Genomic DNA, 18,001 nt, shown 5'->3' on the forward strand with positions numbered 1-18,001 from the left:
ACAGATACGCCACCACCGCCAGCTCGCGCCCGTTCAACGTCGCGTCCCCCAGGCCGGTCAGGCCGTCGTCGGTCGTGAGCTTCAACGTCACGAAGTTCCGATCGGGACTCGTGACGATGACCTCGGCCTTGTCGATGTTCATGGGTGCTACTCCTTCGTGCGTTGCGGCCGATGTGGCCGGGGTGGTTCCGACGGACTGCGGGTCGGCTGCAGTGGCGGGTGTCAGGGGTTCCGTGGGCGTCCGGTCAGCTCGTCGACCAGGCGCTCCAACTCGGTGACGAGCGTGGATCCGTCATCCGGCTCCGAGTCGAGGAGGCGGGGATCGATCAGGCCTACGAGCGCCGCGGTCCGCTCCCGACCCTGGAACCGGAGCACCTCGGCGACGGCGGCACCGCTCGCGTCACCCGGGCGGTCGTCACCCTGGACGGCCGCCACCCACGCGGCGATCACGCGCAGGGACCCGGTTCCCGGCCGACCGGCGGCCCGTTCCGCCAAGAGGGTCGACACGATCCGCACCCGCAGCTTGGTGACCCCCTCGAGCGCGATCTGCTGCAGCCGGTGCTCGATGCGCGCGTTGTCGAAGCGCTCCAGGAGCGCGGTGCGATACGCCGTCAGCCCGAGGCCCTCCGGCAGGTGGCGCTCCGTCTCGTCCCAGTACTCCTCGACCCACGCCCGGCACCGCTGGTCGCCGACCGCCTCGGCGACCGTCGCAAGACCGCGCAGCGGGCCCGCGTAGGCGAGGAGGCTGTGGGCGCCGTTGAGCAGTCGTAGTTTGCGTTGCTCATAGGGTTCGAGGTCGTCGACGAACCGGGCGCCCGCGGACTCCCACGCCGGCCGCCCGGCTGGGAAGTCGCCGCTCAGCACCCAGTCGGTGAAGGGCTCGGTGACGACGGGAGCGGCGTCGGCGAATCCGGTGAGCGTCGCGGCCGTCGCTTCGTCGGCAGCCGTGGGACGCGGCGTGATGCGATCGACCGAGGACGAGACGAACGAGACCTCATCGGTGATCCACCGAGCGGTCTCCGGGTGGACCCGGTCGGCAAGGGCGAGCATCGCGCGACGGACGAGCGCACCGCCGTCGGCGATGTTGTCGCACGGCAGGATCGCGATCGGACCGGCCCCGGCACGACGACGGGCTTCGAGGCCGAGGAGCAGTCTGCCGAGCGTCGTCGTCGGTCGGGCGTCGCGGAGGTCTGCCGGCTCGACGAAGGCCTCGGACAGCAGGGCGACGTCGTGCTCGACCGCCGGATCCGACGTGTCCGGCCTCCCCTCGGCATCGAGCCGGTACCCGGACTCGGTGACCGTGAGCGTGACGATGGCGGTGGTTTCGGCGGCGAGGAGGTCGTGGAGCCGTGCGACGTCGCCACCGTCGCGCGCCTCGACGATCGAACCGACGATCGTCGCCGAGTCGCCGTCCGCCGATCGCTCGACGACCGTGTAGAGGCAGTCCTGGGCGTCCAGATCGACTGCGGCCTGCGGACTCCGGCCGGTGAAGGCGGCGATGCCCCACTCGTGATCGGGGTCGGCGAGCTGGGTGTACCAGGCCTGATGGGCACGGTGGAAGGCGCCGAGTCCGAGGTGGACGATCCGGACCGGCGCCGACGGGAACTCGGGCAGCCGCGCGCGGGACAGAGGCGGGACCGCCTGCTCCCCCTGGGCTCCGGCAGCGCTGTCCGCGGTCGTCACGGTGCTCACAGTTTGAACACCCGTCGCGGCTGGTCGACGACGAGTTCGAGGATGATGCGTTCGGCCGTCGCCTCGTCGATGCGCCCCTCCCGCACGAGTCGCGCGAGGAACGACGCGTCGAGGCGCCTGGACATGTCGTGTCGGGCGGGGATCGAGAGGAACGCCCGCGTGTCGTCGATGAACCCCGATCCGCGTGAGAACCCGGCTGTCTCCGTCACGGCGGACCGGAAGCGCAGGACGGCGTCGGGCGCGTCGAGGAACCACCACGGTGCGCCGATGAAGACACTCGGGTAGAACCCGGCGAGCGGTGCGATCTCCCGCGAGTAGCTCGTCTCGTCGACACTGAAGAGGACGAGGTGGAACCCCGGAGCCGTGCCGAACCGCTCCAGCAGCGGACGCAGGGGACGGACGTAGTCGGTGCGGACCGGGAGGTCGTGGCCGGTGTCCGGCCCGAAGCGGGCGAGCGTCGGCGAGTGATGATTGCGGTGGACACCGGGGTGCACGGTCATGACGAGGCCGTCCTCGACGCTCATCCGGGCGCTCTCGAACAGCATGTGCGCAGCGAACCGCTCGAGGTCCGCGGCGTCGGCGGTCCCCGACAGCGCGCGGTCGAACAGCGTCGCGGCGTCCGCCTCCTCGAGTTCGATCGTGAGCGGCTGCGGGACACCGTGGTCGGCCGACACCGCCCCGTGCTCGATGAAGTGGCTACGGCGCCCGACGAGCGCCTCGAGATACCCGCGGTAGCTGGACTCCGGTGTCCCGTTCCAGGCGGCGAGTGCCGCGACCCGCTCCACCCACCCGGCCTTCGTCGGATCGAGGTACGCGTCGGGCCGGAAGGTCGGCAGGACGCGCCCGCTGAAGGTGGGGTCCGCCGCGAGGGCGGCATGTGCGGCGAGGTCGTCCATCGGGTCGTCGGTGGTCGCGAGCACCTCGATGCGGAAGCGGTCGAACAGCGCACGCGGACGGAACGCCGGCGCTTCGAGCGCCTCCTGGATCGTGTCGAAGAGCCGGTCGGCGTTCGCTCCGTCCGGCTGCTCGGTGACGCCGAACTGCTCACCGAGGATCGAGCTCAGCCAGTACCCGGAGGCGGTGCCGGCGTACAGGTGCCAGTGCTCGCAGAAGCGTCGCCAGGCGTCCCGCGGCGCGGCGACGGCACCACCCTCCGCGAGGTCGGGCACGCCGACGTCCGAGAGGGAGAACCCGGCGGCGTGCAGCAGGCGGGTGACGTAGTGGTCGTGCCGGAGGAACAGCTCGGTGGCGTTCGCGAACGGGGTGTCCTCGACGAGGATCACCGGATCCACGTGTCCGTGCGGCGAGACGATCGGCAGGGCCTCGACCGAGCGGTAGAGCGCCCTGGCGACGTCGCGGGTCCCCGGGTCGGCGGGGAGGAGGCGGTCTGGATCGTTCTGCAGCGTCGTTGGCACGCCTCCATTGAAACCGGGAGACCCCCGCCTGTCAACCGATTGCCATGTCCTTCTGGCAATCGCTTGCCAGATCGACGACCGTCTGCGAGACTGATCCCGCTTCCGCCCGGAACCGTCGTGGTCCAGCACCACTGAAACGCTTCAGCGACGCGAGGAGCAGACCCCGCTATCAAAGGAGATTGCAGTGGCAAACAGCGTTCGTATCGGAATCGCGACCGCGGGAATCCTCGCCCTCGCGTTGACCGCGTGCTCGGGACCGGGCGGCGACGACTCGTCCGACGGCCCGGTGACGCTCGAGTTCTGGGCCTGGGGCTCGAACATCGACAAGCGCGTCGAGGTGTGGAACCAGGCCAACCCCGACATCCAGGTCAACATCTCGCAACCCGCGAGCGGAGCGGACATGCCCGTTCGTGTCCTGAGCGCGGTGCGAGCCGGCGACGGCCCCGACATCGCGCAGGCGGAGTACACGCAGCTGCCGACCTACGTGTCGGCCGGCGTCCTCGCCCCACTCGACAGCGCGAAGCAGGACCTCGAGGAGGCCTACTCCCCCACGGTGCTCGAGAGCGTGTCCTTCGACGACACGGTCTACGGCGTCCCGCAGGATCTCGGGCCGGCGCTCTTCGTCTACCGGAACGACCTCTTCGCGCAGTACGGCCTCACCCCGGCCGCGAGCTGGGAGGACTTCCGCGCCCTCGCCGAGCAGGTCCGCACCCTCGACGGTGACCGCTACCTCTTCAATTTCAGCTCGATCGACGCCGACCAGTTCATGGGACTCGCCCTGCAGAACGGCGCCCAGTGGTGGGACTACGCCGACGAGCAATGGGGTGTCGACATCGACAGCGCCGAGACGCGGGAGGTCCTGGACTTCTGGCAGGGCATGGTCGAGGACGACCTCGTGAGCACCTACCAGACCGGCAGCCCCGAGCAGATCGAGGCGACCGCGAGTGGCCGGGTGCTCGGCACGATCGCCGGCGCCTGGGCTCCCGGTCCACTGCTCAACCAGTACCCCGACACCGTCGGGCTCTGGTCGGCCGCACAGATCCCGCAGTGGGACACCGCCGATCCGCGGGTCTTCGCCCGTGGCGGTTCGGCCAACGTCATCCTCAAGGAGAGCCCGCACTACGACCAGGCGCTCGAGTTCATCACCTGGCTGAACGCGTCCGATGAGGGCGCCGAGGGGCTCGTCGAGGTCAACAAGTTCACCGGCGCTCTCCACGGCCAGGAGATCGACCGCACGCCGCCGGAGCTCATGCCCGAGGACACCACCTACTGGCCGAGCGCCACGGAAGCCGCGTCGAAGCTCGTCACCGTGCAGTGGGGACCGAACACGCAGGTGGCCTTCACCGCCATCACCGACGAGCTCGGCAACGCCATCGAGGGGACGAGCCCGTGGGCCGATGTGCTCCCGAAGGTGCAGGACATCGTCGAGAAGGACCTGGCGGGCTGATGACCGCGCCGACCATCGAGCGGGGCCGCGGTCGGACGGAGGACGATCCGACCGCGGTCCCCACCAGACGGCGCGTCTCGCTGACCCGCCCGCACCACCTGTTCGCATGGGTGCTCATCGCCCCCGCGGTCGTCCTGTTCGTCTTCGTGTTCGTCATCCCGATCGTGTACTCCGGCGGCCTCAGTCTCATGGGCACCGCGGCGGGTGCGAGCGCCTACGGCGTGCGCGAGGAGGTCTTCGTCGGCCTCGGCAACTACACGAAGGTGCTCCAGGACCCCACATTCTGGACGAGCCTCGGCAACCTCGCCGTGTACGCGCTCTTCCTCGTGCCGATCATGATGCTCACGGCGATGCTGTTCGCACTGCTGCTCGACCTCCCGAGAGCCCGCCTCCGCGCGTTCAGCCGCATGGCGATCTTCCTGCCGTACGGCGTGCCGAGCGTCATCGCGGCGCTCATGTGGGGCTTCCTGTACGTGCCCGAGATCAGCCCGATCTACCAGCTCGCCGAGACCTTCGGCCTGCAGTTCCCGACGCTGCTGCGCGGCGACCTCGTCATGACGGCGATCATCAACGTCGTGCTGTGGGGCGGGATCGGCTTCAACACGATCATCCTGTACACCTCGCTGCAGTCGCTGCCGAAGGAGCAGATCGACGCCGCCCGCATCGACGGCTGCAACGAACCGCGCATCGCCTGGTACATCAAGCTGCCGCACATCGTGCCGGCCACGATCCTCACCGGGCTCTTCTCGATCATCGGCGCCCTCCAGGTGTACAGCGAGCCGCAGATGCTCTCGAGCCTCACCCCGGCCATCAGCTCGACCTACTTCCCACTGATGCGGGTGTACCGGGACGCCTTCGCCCACGACGACCTCAACTCGGCGTCGGCGGCATCCATCATCCTCGCCCTCGCCACGGTGCTGCTGTCGCTCCTGGTGCTCGGCGGGCAACGCCTCGCAGCTCGGAGGAACGCATGACCACCACCGCACGCACCGCGGAACGCGCGGAGGAGGACCGTCGCGCTCGCGAGACCGTCGTCCGCGCCGATCGCGGCCGCATCCGCAAGCCGAAGGAATCCGTCAGCCTCGTCCACAAGCTCGGCGGAATCCTCCCGACGGTCGTGCTCCTGATCGCCGTCCTCTACTTCCTGCTCCCGATGGTGTGGGTCGTGTTCGCCGCCACGAAGAGCACCGGCGAGCTGTTCTCCACGAGCGCGTTCACCTTCGGCTCGAGCCTCATCGACAACATGACCGACCTGTTCGCGTACGAGAACGGCTCCTTCGCGCGCTGGTTGGGCAACAGCTTCATCTACTCGATCGGCGGCGCACTCCTGTCGACCGCCGTCTCGGCCGCCGCCGGCTACGCGCTCGCGCTCTACCGGTTCCCGGGTAAAAAGGCCGTGATGGTCGGACTGCTCGCGGGTGTGCTGCTCCCGACGATCACGCTGGCGATCCCGCAGTACATGCTCTTCGCACAGCTGAACCTCACGAACACCTACTGGGCGGTGCTCATCCCGATCTCGATCACCCCGTTCGGGATCTACCTCTCCTACGTGTTCGCGCGGGGCTCGGTGCCGCAGGAACTCCTCGAGGCGGCTCGGGTGGACGGGTCGAACGAGGGGCGCACCTTCGTCTCGATCGGCCTGCCGCTCTTGTTCCCCGGTCTCGTGACCGTGTTCCTGTTGCAGTTCATCGGTGCCTGGAACAACTTCCTGCTGCCGTACATCATGCAGTCGAAGTCGGAGCTGTCGCCCATCACGGTCGCCATGTTCCTCATGCTCAACCGTGGCGGTAGCGAACCGGTGCTCTACTCGGTCGCCATCGCCGGGGCGCTCGTCGCCGTCATCCCCGTGGTGATCTTCGTGCTCGTCCTGCAGCGGTTCTGGCGCCTCGACCTCATCTCGGGGAGCCTGAAGTAGCGATGACCATCCCACCGACGACGGAACGGAACCACATGTCCGACTCGAACCCGACCGCCCAGCGGTACCCGCTCACCGGGTACGGCGTGATCGTCCCCTCCGAACGCATCCCCGGTGCGTTCGCGTCCGGAGCCGACTACGCCGAACCGACCATCGTCGGCAACCTCGTCGTCGCCGACGGAGACGGGTGGACGCGCCATCCCGACTACGACGCGAGCGTCCGACGCGGGTCGTTCGCCATCCTGTTCCCCGGCGACCTGTCGCTCGCCGACCCCGACTTCCCGGCGGAACGCGTCACGGCGTACCTCGACGCCGTCATGCCGATCATCGGTTCGGTCTCGGAGCCCGGCGCGAAGATCGTGTTCGGGAGCGGGACGGCGCGCACCATCCCCGTCGGGGTGGACGTCACGGCCGCCCGCGCGAGGTTCGCAGAAGTCGTCGTCGAGACGCGCGACACGGCGGAGCGGAACGGACTGCAGATCGTCCTCGAACCATTGAACCGGGACGAGACGAACCTGCTCAACTCGCTCGAGGAGACGGTCGCCTTCCTCGACGAGTTCGGGATCGACCGCGTGCCCGTCGTCGCCGACCTCTTCCACATCATGCTGGAGGAGGAGCCGCTCGCCGTCGTCCAGGCCCTCGGTGCCCGCATCGGACACGCCCACATCGCCGACGCCGGACGACGGCCGCCCGGCCAGGGCGACTGGCCGCTCGCCGAGTTCATCACGGCCCTGCGCGACGGCGGCTACGACGGCCCCGTCACCGTCGAGTGCTTGTTCGAGGACTTCGAACCGGAGCTCGAAGCCGCCCTCGCGCACCTCCGCCAGCTCGCCTGAGCCGGCACGGACACCGACCCACCCCACGCACAGAACTGGAGCGAACCCCCGCATGTCCCGACCGCACCGCATCGCCATCGCCGGCGCCGGCATCATCTCGAAGCAGCACGGCATCGTCATCGACCAGCTTCGCGACGAATTGGAACTCGTCGCCGTCGCCGACCCGGAGCTCGCGAAGGCGGAGGCCCTCGTCGCCGAGCGCGGCGGACGGGCGTTCACGACCCTCGCGGAGGCGCTGGCGCAGACAGACCCCGACATCGTCGTCGTCTGCACCCCCACCGGCCTGCACGCCGACCTCGCCATCGAGGCACTCGAGGCCGGCAAGCACGTCATCATCGAGAAGCCGGCCGACGTCACCGTCTCGCGGACGGACGACATCATCGCCGCGCAGGAGCGCGCCGGTACCGTCGTGACCGTCATCTCCCAGCACCGCTTCGACCCCTCGACGGAGATCGTCCTCGCCGCCGCCGAACGCGGAGACCTCGGGCGCATCACCTCGGGCATCGCGTCGGTCGACTGGTGGCGCGGGCAGAGCTACTACGACTCCGGCGACTGGCGCGGCACCTGGGCGCTCGACGGCGGCGGCGCGCTCATGAACCAGGGCGTGCACACGGTCGACCTGCTGGTCGCCCTCCTCGGACGTCCCGTCGAGGTCTTCGGGTACACCGCGCTCCTCGCCCACGAGCGCATCGAGACCGAGGACGTCGCGGTCGGTGTCGTCCGCTTCGCATCCGGTGCGCTCGGCGTCATCCACGGCTCGACGGCCGTCTACCCGGGCCTCGTCGCGCGGCTGCAGGTCCACGGCGACCGCGGCTCCGCGGTCATCGAGAACGACCAGCTGACCTACTTCCACTCCACTCCCGCCGGAACGGAGCGCGCCGAGGCCTTCTTCGGCTCGCAGGGCAAGGACACGAACCAGGCGGCGCAGTTCGCCGACGAGACGCAGGCGGGCTCGAGCGTCGCCGGACAGATGTCGGACGCGCACCTGCACCAGTACCGGAACGTCCTCGCCGCGATCCGCGGAGAGGAGCCGCTCCGCGTGACGCTGGCCGAGAACCGCCAGGCGATCTCGATCATCACCGGTCTCTACGAGTCCGCACGCACGGGCCAACCGGTCCGCCTCGACGCCGTTGCGGCGGTGGCCCGATGAGCGCGCAGCGGACGAACCGGGTGGCGGCGAACCCCATCCCCTACTGGAGTGCGCGAGGCAAGACCCGCGAGGTGTTCGAGGAGGCCTTCGCCGACTTCCAGCGCATCGGGTTCACCGCGGTGAAGGCCGACATCCCCGAGGGCATGACCGCGGACGAGTACCGCACGTGGATCGGCGGCTACGGCCTCGCACCATCGCTCAGCCTGTTCAGCAGCGCGTTCGACGAGACGGTCGTCCTTGCCGAGGTCCTCGAGGCTGCGAAGGCGTTCGGGGCGGCCCAGGCCTCCCTCGGACTCGACCGGACGATGATCTCCTCGATGGCGATCCCGGCGCGCATGGCGACGCCGGCGATCGGCGCCGACTTCTCCCAGGGGCGGCTCGACCTGGCCATCGAGAACGCCGGCCGGACCTGCGAGGTCCTGCTCGCCGAGGGGATCCGCCCCCTGCACCACTCGCACGTCGGTGGCGTCTTCGAGACCGAGCACGAGATCCGCAGTCTGCTCGACACCCTCGGACCGGACCTCATCGGGTTCGGGCCCGACACCGGACACCTCCGCTGGGCGGGAGCGGACCCGGTCGCCATGATCTCCGACTACCGCGACCGCGTCGGCGGCATCCACATCAAGGACGTCTACGCCGATCACCTCGACGGCGCGGCGGACGGCGCGCTGAGCTACCACGAGACGTCGCAGACGAAGCGGCTGTGGGCGGAACCCGGGCTCGGCGTGCTCGACTTCGACGCGATCGTCGCGGCGATGCCCGCGGACTACGACGGCGACTACATGATCGAGGTCGACTTCCCGAGCGTCGAGAGCGTCTACGAGTCCCACCGCTTGTCGTACGAATGGGCCGGCCACGCGCTCGATGTCGCGACCCGCTGACCAGGCAGGCCTGAGCCCGCACGCCGAGGCCGCGGCAGTACGATGGCTCAGGTCGCCGAGGGCGGCGATCGAGAGGAGCGGGCCCCATGAGCACCTCTGACGCATCCGCGGAGACGGTCGCTCCCGAGCCCGCAACACCCGAACCCACGGCAGGGGCTGCGAAGACGAAACGTGCCGCGACGATCTACGACATCGCGCAGCTCGCCGGCGTCAACCCGTCGACCGTGTCGCGGGCGCTGAGCCGCCCTGGCCGCATCAACGAGAAGACGGCGCAGAAGATCCACGACGCCGCCAAACAGCTCAACTACGTGGCGAACCCCGCCGCCCGGGCGCTCCCCACCGGGCGCACCGGCACGCTCGGCCTCATCGTCGCCGACATCACGAACCCGATGTTCTTCGACGTCGTCCGCGGTGCGGAGCGTGAGGCCGCCGAGCGCAACTACACGCTCGTGCTCGCGGAGTTCAAGGAGTCGGCGGAGATGGAGCTGCTGACCGCCAGGCGGCTCATGCCGTCGGTCGACGGTCTCATCCTCGCGACCTCGAGGCTCCTGCCCGACGACGTGCGCGCGCTGGGCCAGGAGAAGCCCGTCGTCGTGATCAACCGTCAGGTCGACGACGTCGACAGCATCGTCGCCGACGTCGACCCGGGCCTCACCGCGGCGATCGACCACCTCGCGGAGCTCGGTCACCGGAGGCTCGCGTTCGTCTCCGGCCCCGGCCGGTCCTGGATGTCGCGGCATCGGTGGAGCCGGACGAGGGAGCTGTGCGCCGAACGCGGCATCGAGACGGTGCGAGTGCCGTCGACGCAGCCAGACATGGCCGCGGGCAGGGCGGCGGCCACGGCTGTGCTCGAGACGGGTGCCACCGCGGTCCTCGCGTACAACGACCTCCTGGCCATCGGCATCATGCTGGAGCTGCGCTCGCGTGGCGTCGAGATGCCCGCCCACCTGAGCCTCATCGGCTTCGACGACATCTTCGGTTCGGACTTCACGACACCGGCGCTCACGTCGATCCGGAGCCCGCACATCGCCTCCGGCTCCTACGCCGTGCGGACCCTCTTCGCGCACCTCGGCGGCACCGACGTTCCGACCATCACCGACCTCGCGACCACGCTCATCATGCGCGAGTCGACCGCCCCGCCGCCCACGGACTGATCCCCGCCGCCGCCCAGCCCTTCGACAGGCTCAGGGGCAGGATGGCCCGTCGCCCAGGGACCGGGATGAGCTCTGGAGCCGCTCTCGCCCAGGGACGCACCGCCTCAGGCGACGAGTTCGATCTCGACGCGCGCGCCGAGCGGCAGCCCGACGACCGCGACCGTGGTGCGCGCAGGGTAGGGCGCCGAGAAGACCGACTCGTAGACGCTGTTCATCGACGCGAAGTCGGCCGTGTCGACGAGGTAGACGTTCACCTTGACCACGTCGGCGAACCCACGACCGGCGGCCGTCAGCACCGACTCGAGGTTGGCGAACACCCGGCGGGTCTGCTCGGCGACATCACCGTCGACGAGGGCTCCGGTCACCGGATCGATGGGCGTCTGCCCGGACAGGTACAGCGCTCCGGTCGGGGCGACCGCGGCATGCGAATACGGCCCGACGGGCTTCGGAGCGTGCGGGTCGTTCACCGTGGATCGCGTCATGGCCTCAGCCTAGGTGGCGACGAAGGCACGGATCGCCGAGGCGATCGTTCGTGGTGCCGTGTGCTGCACCACGTGCCGGTGGCCGGGCACGACCGCCATCGAACCGTGTGACGCCCGATCACGAAGCAACCGACTCCATCCCGTACCGGCGATCGGGTCGTTCCCGCCGCGGACGACGAGCACGGGAGCGGTGACCTCGGCGATGCGGTCCTCGATGGGGAAGTCGACCATCCGTCGCACCTGCCGCAGGAACCACGACGGCCCTGCGCGGAGGTAGTCGACGAAGACCCGTCGGTTCACGCTCATGGTCTCACCGACCGTGTCCCACGCGAGTGCCAGCGCCTGCGCCACCATCGACCGATGGTCACGGTCCGTCACCGGACCGATGATGACGACGGCACGCGCCAGATCGGGACGCTGAGCGGCCAGTTCGACGACCCACTGCGCGCCCATGGAATGACCGACGAGGACGAACGGCGCGGTCCCGAGCGTGTCCAGCGCGTGCCCGAGTGCCGTCGCCATCTCTCCGACCTCGACCGTGCGGACGGGCCTCGCCTGACCACCGAACCCGGGGAGGTCGACGGAGACGGTGTCACTGTCACGGGCGAGGTCGTCGTGCAGCCGGGCGAAGTACCGGTGCGAGGTGCCGACACCGTGGACGAGGACGAAGCGGGCCGCGCCGGGGTCGCGATCGGCGGTCGTGGAGATGATCCGGAAGGAGAGGTCGTCGAGCACGAGCTGCGCGTCGCGTCGCGTCGCCCCTACTCCCATGGGGAACCGCAGTATCGTCCAGTCGTCATCCGGACACCGTACCGGGTGCCCGCGCCGGACAGGCCTCGTTGGTGGGAGCACTCAGCTTCAGGGTGCCGCCCTTCGACAGGCTCAGGGACCGGGGATGCCGCTCAGGGACCGGGTATGGCGCTCAGCGGGCGCTCGACGCGAGGGTGACACTCGGGTACTCGCCGAAGCGGGTCGTGTAGGAGGCCGCGAACCGACCGAGGTGAGTGAACCCCCACCGTCTGGCGACCTCCGCGACCGTGGCCAGGCCCGGTTCCGCATCCCGCAACTCCTGCCGCACGCGATCGAGGCGGATCGAGCGCAGGTAGTCCGTGGCGGTGACGTCGTACTCACGGCGGAACGCCGCCTGCAGGCTGCGCAGGCTGAGCCCGGCGGCCTCCGCGATCTCCGCGATCGCGATGGGTCGGTGGGCGTTCGCGACCATGAACTCGACGGCGGCGCGGGCCTTGCTGCTCGGAGGAACCGCCAGATCGGTCCGTGGCTGCAGAGCGAGATGTGGGAAGACCTCGAGCAACGTGACGGCGGCCGCTCGGTTCGCCTCGGCGCGCAGCACCGCGGAACTCCCGTCGTCGTAGATCACGCGCGCGACGGTCGCCACCGTCTCGGTCCAACGCCGCAGGGCGTCGCCCGACGGGCGGAACGTCGTGTCGAACCGGATCGGACCCACCGACCCCTCGGTGTCCGCCGCGACGCCTTCCACGTACGCACCGCCGAAGTGCATCATGTTGAGCCGATAGTCGATGAGATCGAACTGCGCGGGCCGGTCATTCGCGAACATCGAGGGCACGCCAGGGTGGAGCCTCATCGGCGAGCCGAGCAGGTCCATCACGCCCTCGCCACGCGTGAGCCAGGTCACCACGTACTCGTCCTGGGTGAAGGAAGCGCCCGTGATCCGGCCCTCAACCTGCGACGCGCGCAGCGCGAGGTCGGCGTCGCCGATGGACGTGAAGCGGTATCCGAAGTCGGTGGCCGTCGGCTCGACGGTGATCCCGCCGATCTGGTATGCCTCGCGGTACAGCTCGCGCGCGTCGTCGACGTCGCCGCCCGCGGCTTCGAACCGCTCCGCGGGCCCAGCATTCACGCTCATCCTGCCCAGAATCTCACGAGTCCGTGGTAGCTCCATCTTTGGAGGATCGGCGTTCGTTTATCGGATAGGGCCGGGTCTCCGGCGAGCGCCAAGCATCACCCGATGTACGAGGTGTCGGACCGGGCCTCCCCTGCCACGACGGCCGTCAGGTCGACCTCGCGGCCGTCGAGCCGGAAGGTGAACCGCCCGGTCTGCTCGACCGTGGGGGTCTCCGTGAGGTACTGCCGGAGTTCGGCTCGCTCGCTCTCGTGCAGCCACACCACCGGATCGGAGGTCGACTTGAACTCGAGGATGGCCGCTACGTCCTGGAGCATGCGTCGCTCGTCCGGGTCGAGGAGGTTGCGGGCGCTGCGGAAGTAGACGGCGTCGGGGTCGACCTCGTAGACGTCCTTCAGCCAGACGCGGTTGACGGAGTCGACGATCGAGTTCCATGCGCCGACGCCCGACGGGTCGCCGACCCGTTCGGCGTTGTCCCAGAACGGACCGACATCCGGCCCCACGCGCGCGCCGTCGAACACCCCGATGGACGGGATCATCGGGACGCCGCAGCCGAGCAGGTACACGTCGTCGCCGACGGTCTCCCTGATGAACGAGATCGCGTCCCGGTAGGCGGTCTCGCGGTGGACGTCCTGATGCCGCCGACCGGCGACGGCCCCCGCGTACATGAAGTCGAGCTTGAGGTAGCTGAAACCCCACCCGGTGACGCGCTCGAAGACCTCGCGGAGGTGGTCCTGCACCTCCCGCTGCGTGGTGTCGAGCGAGTAGTAGTGGGAGTTCCAGTTGTAGCCAGTCGCCAGCGGGCGGCCGGCGTCGTCCTGCACGAGGAGGTCGGGGCGCTCCCGCGCGATCGTGGAATCGGGAAGCGCGATCATGGGGGCGAGCCAGAGCCCCGGGCGGAACCCGGCCTCGGCGATGCGACCGGCCGTCGCCTGCATACCGGACGGGAAGTCCGGACCGGCCGTCCAGTCGCCCACGATCGGCTCCCAGCCGTCGTCGAGCTGGAACACGTCGAAGGGGTACCCGGTGAGGTCGGCCACGGTGCGGGCGACCAGCTCCTCGTCGATGCCCTCGTAGTAGGAGTACCAACTGCTCCAGACGCGACCGGCGCGCTGCGAGCGCCGCCCGAGCCGTTCGGACAGGATGGCCGCGTAGTCGGCGAAGGCCTGCTGCTCCGGTCCGAACGTGACGAACCACTCGGCTTCGTCGGTCTCGCTCCGCGCCCAGATCGTGTTGCGGTCGGCACCGACCCTGGGGTTGCCGAGCCCGAGGGTCCCGATGAGCAGCACGGTGCCGTCCGGTCCCGCGATGGCTCCGACACCGCTGCCGGAGTGGAGGTGCGGGGTCTCGTTGACCGCATCGTCGGCGGTGAGCAGCCGGTCGGGGTTGTTCTTGATGCCGATGGTCTCGCCGTCCGTGGTGGTCCAGCCGCTCGGGCTCCACGAGTTCCAGCCGTGCCGGTAGAACCCGGTGTCGCCGAAGGGGTGGAGGATCGCGACCGGACCGGCGGGCACGACGAAGCCGGTGCTCGTGGCGGTCGGTTCGCCGGCGAGGTTCGCGGGGACGCGGAGGTCACCGAAGGTGAAGGTGTGCAGCATGGCCGGCTTTCTGTCTGGATGGGCGCTCTCGGGATCGACGCGGGATTCACGCCTGCCACCGCGGGGCTGCCGCGGGTAGAGTCGAGGAGGCGGAGTTAATACTGCAACGTGCCGTGAAAAGTCGCAAGGGGGGAATGGCGGATGCCTCGAGAGGCGATGGTGGAGCCCTCGGGCGGATCGATGGGCAGTCGATCGTTGCTCCGGAGGATGAACTCGCTCGGTGTGCTGCGCGCCCTGCTCCCGGAGCCACTCACCCTGCGGGAGTTGGCGAACGCGTCCGGGCTGTCTCGGACGGCCATCGACGCGATCGTGACGGACCTCGTCGAGATGGGCTGGCTCGAATCCGTCCAACGCGCCTCGGCGTCCCGGATCGGCCGACCGGCCACCGCCTTCAGCGTGCGGGCCGGACTCGGCCACCTCCTGTCACTCGACATCGGCGCGAACCACATCCACGCCGTCGTGACGGACCTCGCCGGTGCCGTCCTGGGCCAGCGCACGGCTCGCCTGCCCGAGGACACGGGCGCGACCGAGCGCATCACCCTGGCGCTGGCGACCGGCGATGCGGTGCTCAGCACCCTCGGCCTCACCCGCGGGTCGGTGTGGATCGTCGCCGTGGGCTCCCCGGGTGCGATCGGCCGAGACGGCGAGGTGCTGCACTTCGGCGGAACGGGGCTGCCGGACTGGGTCGGACTGAACCTGCGCGAGCGGTTCGAGCAGGAGTTCGACGGAGCCGTCCTGGTGGAGGGCGACGTCGCGCTCGGCGCCCGCGCGGAACTGACCGTCGGCGCAGCACAGGGCCACCGCGACGTCGTCTACCTCCTCTGCGGCGTGCGCACCAGCGCGGCCTCCATCGTCGACGGGAAGGTGCATCGCGGCGTGCACGGTGCGGCAGGGATCGTCGGCGAGATGCCCGAACTCCGGTGGTCCCGCTTGAACGAGCGGTACGGCGAGTCGGTCCTCGGCTCTCCACGGCCGTCCCGCGAAGCGATCTTCGAGGCGGCTCGCGCCGGTGATCGGATCGCCCTGACGGCGATGGAGGAGTTCGCGGACGACCTGGCCACCGGCGCGGCGGCCATGATCCTGGCGCTCGATCCGGAACTCCTCGTGGTCGGAGGCGGCAGCGCTCCGGGCGCGGACGTCTTCCTGCCGCGCTTCATCCGCACCCTCGGCGGGATCTGCCCGCTGCCACCGGACGTGGTCGTCTCCTCGCTCGGTTCGGAGGCGGTGGCGATGGGTGGCGTCAGCCTGGCGTCCCAGCACCTCGACACCGTCCTGCAGACGGCCGTCCGAGATGTGGAGCGGTTCCCCGACCCGGCGGGGGCGCTGCTGCTCGTCAAGCGGGACGCAGCGTCCTGAGCCGTCGCTGACCCACGACCGATCGTGGCTCAGCGACCGCCGGGCTGCGCGGCGAGGACCGGCGACCGTCGCTCGGGGATCGCCGCGTCGTAGACGTCCTGGATCACATCGAACGCCTTCCGCGCTTCTGCGGGGTGGAGCCAGAAGGCGCCCGGCTCGTCGAGCCCCGCGTAGAAGTCCTGGATCAGCCGTTCATGGGAGACGCCCCAGTAGGCACGCGCTCCGCTGGCCGTCACGCGCTCGACCGTGGTCTCGACGCGCCCGTCGGCGAAGCGGACAGTGAGTTCGGCGCCGAGGCTCAGCGTGCCCCGCTCGCAGACGACGTCGATCGTCACGGGCAGGTTCGCGACCCCGGCGACCGTCGCGTAGACCGTGCTCGTCGCGCCTCCCGCGTGCACGATGCGGAGCTCGGCCGTGTCCTCGACCTCGATCACCTCGGCGAGCGCGCGGGTGGCGATCGATCCCGTCGCCTCGACCGGGTCGCCGACCAACCACTGCACGAGGTCGATCGTGTGGATCGCCTGATTCATGAGGAGACCGCCGCCGCCGGTCGCCCAGCGACCACGCCAAGGGCGATCCTCGTAGTAGGCCGCCGTCCGATGCCACGGCACGACCGCCGAGGCGCCGAGCACTGCGCCGAGCTCACCCGAGTCGAGGAGTTCCTTGGCGCGTTCCGCCGGCTGGTTGTAGCGGTTCTGGAAGCACACCGCGATCTTCGCGCGACTGTGCTCAGCAGCGGCCAGGAGCCGTTCGGCCTCCTCGCGCGTGTGGGCAAGGGGCTTCTCGAGGATGACGCTGATCCCGCGCTCGAGCGCTCGGATCGCCTGGTCGGCGTGCAAGTGGTGCGGGGTGCAGATGTGCACGACGTCGGGTCGCGCCTCGTCGAACAGCCGATCGAGGTCGGTGAAGCCCGGGACACCCGTCGTGGCCATCGCCGCATCGAGCCGGCCGGTGTCGACGTCGCACACCGCCACGAGCTGCGCGCCGGGGACCGTTCCGATCGCCGCGAGGTGGAGGGCTGCGATGTCACCGCACCCGATCACGGCGACGCGGCGGAGGACGGGGGCTGGCCCGCGGCTCATCGCAGCTCGATCCCCAGCTCGTCGGTGAGCCTCCGGAAGGCCCGGGCGGCGACGCCGAACGAGGCGGGACCGGAGAAGCCGCCGAGCGCGTGGGTGTCGGCGAGGTGCGGCTCGAGCGAGGCGAACCCGGTGTAGCCGTCGTCGCGCAACGCCGTGAGCGTCTCACGCAGTTGCCCGTCACCATCGCCGGACGGCACGACCTGGCCGCTCGCGGCGACCGCGTCCTTGACCTGCAGGTAGTCGAGGTAGGGGCGCAGCATCGCGTAGCCGTCGTCGAACGGAGCGACACCCACCTGGACGAAGTTCGCGTTGTCCCAGGCGAGACGGAGTGCCGGTGATCCGACCGATTCGACGAGGTCGAGGATGCGCTCCGGGACGTCGCCGTAGATGTCCTTCTCGTTCTCGTGCAGGAGCACGACCCCCTCACGCTCGGCGAGGTCGGCGAGCAGGCGCATGCGGACCAGGACGCCGTCGCGGATGGTCTCCACCGGGACGCCCTCGCCGCGGAAGAAGGAGAAGATGCGGATGTTCGGGGTCCCGAGGGCGTGTGCAGCGGCGATCGCTCGCGAAAGGCGGGCGACCTCCAGCTCGGCGTCGAGGGCCACGTCGACCTTGCCGATCGGTGATCCGATGGCGGACACACCCATGCCCGACCGCTCCAGCTGCGCACCGAGTCGGGCGAGCTGGTCGGCGTCGAGGTCGATGATGTTGACGCCCCACGCGCTCCGGACCTCGATGTGCGATGCACCGAGCGCCTCGAGCACGGCGATCTGCGTCGTGGGGTCGGCGTCGATCTCGTCGCCGAAGCCCGACAGGGTCCAGCTCACCGGGTGTTGTGCATTCACGTGCGCTTCCGCCTTCGCGTTCGTTCTCGTCATCGGGAACCAGACAGTGGGGCTGCCGGTCCTGTCAGCCTACGACTCTGGCAACCGGTTGACAACCCTCCCCTGTGGGGCGGCCAGCGCGGTGCGCTGACGCGAGCGCGGGGCACGCACTCGAGCGCGCCCCTCCGGAGACCCGCGTTCGTGCGCCAGCACCGCGCTCGGGCCGCGACGCACACACTCACGCCCGGACCACCGCGCTCACGCCGCCATGCCCGCGCTCACGTCAG

Annotated in this window: 16 protein-coding genes and 1 pseudogene; 8 read left to right on the forward strand and 9 right to left on the reverse strand. The window is 69.9% G+C overall.

The features are described from left to right. The 3 genes and pseudogenes from BIU99_RS19480 to uxaC all read right to left on the reverse strand — a co-directional run. Positions 1–142 (reverse strand): annotated as a pseudogene (locus tag BIU99_RS19480) (bifunctional D-altronate/D-mannonate dehydratase); the annotation flags it as partial. An 80-nt stretch (positions 143–222) separates the two neighbouring features. Then, on the reverse strand, positions 223–1,683 hold the full coding sequence (locus BIU99_RS14365) for a mannitol dehydrogenase family protein (RefSeq protein WP_071262147.1): 1,461 nt from the start codon (positions 1,681–1,683) through the stop codon (positions 223–225). A 5-nt stretch (positions 1,684–1,688) separates the two neighbouring features. Beyond that, positions 1,689–3,107 (reverse strand): glucuronate isomerase, encoded by a 1,419-nt coding sequence (uxaC, locus tag BIU99_RS14370; protein ID WP_071261878.1) that lies wholly within the window; start codon positions 3,105–3,107, stop codon positions 1,689–1,691. Between the two features lie 184 nt (positions 3,108–3,291). Here uxaC and BIU99_RS14375 point away from each other — a divergent pair, with 184 nt between their 5' ends. From BIU99_RS14375 to BIU99_RS14405, 7 genes are all read left to right on the forward strand, one after another. Beyond that, positions 3,292–4,554 (forward strand): ABC transporter substrate-binding protein, encoded by a 1,263-nt coding sequence (locus tag BIU99_RS14375; RefSeq protein WP_071261879.1) that lies wholly within the window; start codon positions 3,292–3,294, stop codon positions 4,552–4,554. After that, positions 4,554–5,528 carry a carbohydrate ABC transporter permease gene (locus BIU99_RS14380; protein ID WP_079000544.1) on the forward strand — a complete coding sequence of 325 codons (975 nt, stop codon included), beginning with the start codon at positions 4,554–4,556 and terminating at the stop codon, positions 5,526–5,528. Before BIU99_RS14375 ends, BIU99_RS14380 begins: the two co-directional genes overlap by 1 nt. Next, on the forward strand, positions 5,525–6,469 hold the full coding sequence (locus tag BIU99_RS14385; RefSeq protein WP_083397382.1) for a carbohydrate ABC transporter permease: 945 nt from the start codon (positions 5,525–5,527) through the stop codon (positions 6,467–6,469). The genes BIU99_RS14380 and BIU99_RS14385 overlap by 4 nt, the downstream gene beginning before the upstream one ends. 2 nt (positions 6,470–6,471) lie before the next feature. Then, entirely contained in the window at positions 6,472–7,305 is an 834-nt protein-coding gene (locus BIU99_RS14390) for a sugar phosphate isomerase/epimerase (protein WP_071261880.1), read from the forward strand. A gap of 52 nt (positions 7,306–7,357) precedes the next feature. Then, on the forward strand, positions 7,358–8,455 hold the full coding sequence (locus tag BIU99_RS14395) for a Gfo/Idh/MocA family protein (RefSeq protein WP_071261881.1): 1,098 nt from the start codon (positions 7,358–7,360) through the stop codon (positions 8,453–8,455). Beyond that, on the forward strand, positions 8,452–9,336 hold the full coding sequence (locus tag BIU99_RS14400; protein ID WP_071261882.1) for a sugar phosphate isomerase/epimerase: 885 nt from the start codon (positions 8,452–8,454) through the stop codon (positions 9,334–9,336). The genes BIU99_RS14395 and BIU99_RS14400 overlap by 4 nt, the downstream gene beginning before the upstream one ends. A gap of 86 nt (positions 9,337–9,422) precedes the next feature. Beyond that, positions 9,423–10,490: a LacI family DNA-binding transcriptional regulator gene (locus BIU99_RS14405; protein ID WP_083397383.1), complete on the forward strand. Its 1,068-nt coding sequence runs from the start codon at positions 9,423–9,425 to the stop codon at positions 10,488–10,490. 104 nt (positions 10,491–10,594) lie between these two features. Here the strand turns inward: BIU99_RS14405 and BIU99_RS14410 are convergent, their stop codons facing one another. The 4 genes from BIU99_RS14410 to BIU99_RS14425 form a co-directional block, all read right to left on the reverse strand. Then, positions 10,595–10,972, reverse strand: coding sequence for a RidA family protein (locus BIU99_RS14410; RefSeq protein WP_071261883.1), 378 nt, complete (start codon positions 10,970–10,972; stop codon positions 10,595–10,597). 9 nt (positions 10,973–10,981) lie between these two features. Next, positions 10,982–11,743, reverse strand: coding sequence for an alpha/beta fold hydrolase (locus BIU99_RS14415; protein WP_071261884.1), 762 nt, complete (start codon positions 11,741–11,743; stop codon positions 10,982–10,984). A 151-nt stretch (positions 11,744–11,894) separates the two neighbouring features. Further along, on the reverse strand, positions 11,895–12,857 hold the full coding sequence (locus BIU99_RS14420; protein ID WP_071261885.1) for a helix-turn-helix domain-containing protein: 963 nt from the start codon (positions 12,855–12,857) through the stop codon (positions 11,895–11,897). Between the two features lie 95 nt (positions 12,858–12,952). Next, positions 12,953–14,452: a glycoside hydrolase family 36 protein gene (locus tag BIU99_RS14425; protein WP_071261887.1), complete on the reverse strand. Its 1,500-nt coding sequence runs from the start codon at positions 14,450–14,452 to the stop codon at positions 12,953–12,955. Between the two features lie 207 nt (positions 14,453–14,659). Between BIU99_RS14425 and BIU99_RS14430 the strand changes: the two genes are divergently transcribed. Beyond that, on the forward strand, positions 14,660–15,808 hold the full coding sequence (locus tag BIU99_RS14430; protein WP_254773626.1) for an ROK family transcriptional regulator: 1,149 nt from the start codon (positions 14,660–14,662) through the stop codon (positions 15,806–15,808). Positions 15,809–15,837: 29 nt separating this feature from the next. Here the strand turns inward: BIU99_RS14430 and BIU99_RS14435 are convergent, their stop codons facing one another. Both BIU99_RS14435 and BIU99_RS14440 read right to left on the reverse strand, forming a co-directional pair. Beyond that, the gene (locus BIU99_RS14435; protein ID WP_071261889.1) at positions 15,838–16,890 is read right to left on the reverse strand and encodes a Gfo/Idh/MocA family protein; all 1,053 of its coding nucleotides are present in this window, start codon (positions 16,888–16,890) and stop codon (positions 15,838–15,840) included. Continuing rightward, positions 16,887–17,768 (reverse strand): sugar phosphate isomerase/epimerase, encoded by an 882-nt coding sequence (locus BIU99_RS14440; protein WP_071261890.1) that lies wholly within the window; start codon positions 17,766–17,768, stop codon positions 16,887–16,889. The genes BIU99_RS14435 and BIU99_RS14440 overlap by 4 nt, the downstream gene beginning before the upstream one ends. Positions 17,769–18,001: the final 233 nt, after the last annotated feature.

The sequence above is a fragment of the Plantibacter sp. MMLR14_011 genome, assembly GCF_001865025.1.
GTDB lineage: Bacteria > Actinomycetota > Actinomycetes > Actinomycetales > Microbacteriaceae > Plantibacter > Plantibacter flavus_A.

What these genes read in the sequence shown, in the direction of transcription:
- BIU99_RS14400 (WP_071261882.1), top strand. Translation starts at nt 8,452, where the DNA reads ATGAGCGCGCAGCGGACGAACCGGGTGGCGGCGAACCCCATCCCCTAC.
- BIU99_RS14420 (WP_071261885.1), bottom strand. Translation starts at nt 12,857, where the DNA reads ATGAGCGTGAATGCTGGGCCCGCGGAGCGGTTCGAAGCCGCGGGCGGC.
- BIU99_RS14380 (WP_079000544.1), top strand. Translation starts at nt 4,554, where the DNA reads ATGACCGCGCCGACCATCGAGCGGGGCCGCGGTCGGACGGAGGACGAT.
- BIU99_RS14430 (WP_254773626.1), top strand. Translation starts at nt 14,660, where the DNA reads ATGAACTCGCTCGGTGTGCTGCGCGCCCTGCTCCCGGAGCCACTCACC.
- BIU99_RS14435 (WP_071261889.1), bottom strand. Translation starts at nt 16,890, where the DNA reads ATGAGCCGCGGGCCAGCCCCCGTCCTCCGCCGCGTCGCCGTGATCGGG.
- BIU99_RS14395 (WP_071261881.1), top strand. Translation starts at nt 7,358, where the DNA reads ATGTCCCGACCGCACCGCATCGCCATCGCCGGCGCCGGCATCATCTCG.
- BIU99_RS14440 (WP_071261890.1), bottom strand. Translation starts at nt 17,768, where the DNA reads ATGACGAGAACGAACGCGAAGGCGGAAGCGCACGTGAATGCACAACAC.
- BIU99_RS14385 (WP_083397382.1), top strand. Translation starts at nt 5,525, where the DNA reads ATGACCACCACCGCACGCACCGCGGAACGCGCGGAGGAGGACCGTCGC.
- BIU99_RS14405 (WP_083397383.1), top strand. Translation starts at nt 9,423, where the DNA reads ATGAGCACCTCTGACGCATCCGCGGAGACGGTCGCTCCCGAGCCCGCA.
- BIU99_RS14415 (WP_071261884.1), bottom strand. Translation starts at nt 11,743, where the DNA reads ATGGGAGTAGGGGCGACGCGACGCGACGCGCAGCTCGTGCTCGACGAC.
- BIU99_RS14410 (WP_071261883.1), bottom strand. Translation starts at nt 10,972, where the DNA reads ATGACGCGATCCACGGTGAACGACCCGCACGCTCCGAAGCCCGTCGGG.
- BIU99_RS14390 (WP_071261880.1), top strand. Translation starts at nt 6,472, where the DNA reads ATGACCATCCCACCGACGACGGAACGGAACCACATGTCCGACTCGAAC.
- BIU99_RS14425 (WP_071261887.1), bottom strand. Translation starts at nt 14,452, where the DNA reads ATGCTGCACACCTTCACCTTCGGTGACCTCCGCGTCCCCGCGAACCTC.